A 2,355-nucleotide genomic window follows, 5' to 3' on the forward strand; every position below is an offset into this window, starting at 1 on the left:
TAAACTTGATCGGCCAGCATGGATGTAATACTGTCGAGAAACAGCATGCCTTTGCGTGTCAGTGCACAGCGGTTTTGAATAGATCTGATCAACCCCCTTTCCTCGAGACCTCTCAACGTCTCTATAAACCTTTGATGAAAATTCACCCCAAATTTCTCTTCAAAAGCGTCAATGTTAATCCCTTCTGTCTGCCTGAGTCCCAGGCAGATCGCTTCCATCATGAGCTGGGACCGGCTTAACATCTCTCTTCCCGACGGCGGGAGCCTGCCCGCCGCCAGCTTGTTAATATAATCCCGCACATCAGGCCGGTTCCAGGAGCGTTCAGGTTCTTTAAACGAATGGGCCGACGGCCCCAGACCCAGGTATGGGGTAAACGACCAGTACTTGCGGTTGTGCCGTGAACGGTTGCGCTCAAAGCTACGTTGTCCGGATCTGCCGGAGCCAGTGCTTGCAAAGTTGGACACTTCATACTGGGCATAACTCCGACCGGCTAAAAATTCGGTTGTACTTACAAACAGATCGCGAATCTTGTCATCATTCAGTGGACGAAACCGGCCCTTTTGCCGGCTTTTGTCCATTGGGGTTCCCGGCTCATAAGTGAGCAGATAGCAAGAGAGGTGCTCCGGCTCAAACTTCAGAGCCCGCTCAAGGTCGGCTACCCAGGCTTTTTTTGTCTGTCCCGGTATGCCGTAAATAAGATCAAGGCCGATGTTCTCAAACCCGGCGTCTCTGGCCCACTGCCCGGCGAGATCGGCGTCGCTGCGGGAATGGAGCCGTCCCAAAAAATTTAAATTCTCAGGGATAAACGACTGTACCCCGATGTTGAGGCGGTTGACGCCGGCCCGCCGAAAGCCCTCGAGCTTTTCCGGTGTTATCGTATCGGGGTTGACTTCGAGCGTTATTTCAGCATCTTTGAGGATGTTAAATGATCGGTGGGCCGCTTCAATAATCCGGCCGATCGTTTCGGCGCCAAAGACCGCAGGAGTCCCGCCCCCTATATACAGGGAATCAAACGTCAATGCGAAACCTGACTTCAGGTCCATTTCGCACATCAGGGCATCCAGAAACGCCGGATGCAGCGACGAGTCGGTTATGGAATAAAAATCACAGTAGGGGCACTTTTGGAGGCAAAAAGGAATGTGTACATATAATCCGGCAGGTTCATCTTGTTGCTTGTTGGGTATAGTCAGCTTTTATACTCCTCTGCCAGCTTGATCCCCAGATCCAGAGCGCTGGAGTTTATTTCCAGAAAATTGGAAGGAATCCGAGTCTCCAGAACCTTCATGATTGATGCGGGTTTCACAAGATCTGCCAGAACGATGATGGCCCCCAGCATGCAGATGTTGAACACGATCGGTTTGCCGATCTTATCCATCACCGTCCGGTACATGGGTAGTTCTTTATGCTGGGCATCGACTTTTTTTTCAATTTCTACAAAACGGGAATCGGTAATCAGCAGGCCGCCGGGCCGTATGATGGGATAAAATTTATTATACGCTTGCTGGGTGAGACAGACCAGAACATTAGGCTGAATCACCTTGGGATAATTGATTTGAGTGTAGGAGATGATGACATCAGAGCGCGTCGCCCCGCCTCGGGCTTCAGGACCGTAAAACTGCGATTGAACAGCAGTCATGTTTTCATGAAGCACGGCCGCCTCGGCCAGGATAATCGAGGCGGTGATAATGCCCTGGCCTCCGGAGCCTGAAAATACGATCCGGCATTTTTCCATAATTAATTCGCTTTCATGGCCTTCTCAATGATTTTATCGTATTCGCAACAGTATTCCGGCATCTCTTTTTGTACAAAAATGCCCCGTTCAATCAGGTCGGGGTTTTTCTTTTTGGCCTTGGACCCGATCGGCGTGGTATCATTTTTATACTGTTCCATCATATCAACGGCGCTTCCAGCCCGGTTTTTTCTGCCAAAATAGGTGGGACACTGGGACATTACTTCAACCACGGAAAATCCTTTATGTAAAATGGCACCCCTTAAAATCTTTGTAAGCTGATGAACATGATAGCTGGTGCTGCGGGCCACAAACGTCGCCCCGGCGGCTATCGCCAATTCCACCGTATCAAAAGCGTGATCAATATTGGAATACGGTGCTGTAGTGGCCATGGTCCCATAACCGGACAAAGGAGAAAGCTGTCCCCCTGTCATACCATAGATGCGATTGTTCATAACAATGGCGGTGATGTCAATATTGCGCCGGGCCGCATGGATGAAATGATTGCCGCCAATGGCCAGAGCATCGCCATCTCCCATGGGAACGATCAGATTCAGTTCCGGCCGGCTCAGCTTGACGCCGGTGGCAAACGCCAGGGCCCGGCCGTGAATGGTATGCAGGGTGTG

At 50.9% G+C, this 2,355-nt stretch carries 3 protein-coding genes; all 3 read right to left on the bottom strand.

What is annotated here, in order from left to right; translation table 11 throughout:
* A partial coding sequence (gene hemW / locus V3S16_RS00755) for a radical SAM family heme chaperone HemW (protein WP_413882765.1) occupies nt 1–1,190 on the bottom strand: 1,190 nt, incomplete at its 3' end.
* Complete coding sequence (locus tag V3S16_RS00760; protein ID WP_413882763.1) at nt 1,187–1,732, bottom strand: 2-oxoacid:acceptor oxidoreductase family protein; 546 nt, start codon at nt 1,730–1,732, stop codon at nt 1,187–1,189. The genes V3S16_RS00760 and hemW, both read right to left, overlap by 4 nt.
* 2 nt (nt 1,733–1,734) lie before the next feature.
* On the bottom strand, nt 1,735–2,355 hold a 621-nt coding region (locus V3S16_RS00765; protein WP_413882764.1), incomplete at its 5' end, for a thiamine pyrophosphate-dependent enzyme.

Source organism: Candidatus Desulfatibia sp. (genome assembly GCF_036446775.1).
GTDB lineage: Bacteria > Desulfobacterota > Desulfobacteria > Desulfobacterales > UBA11574 > Desulfatibia_A.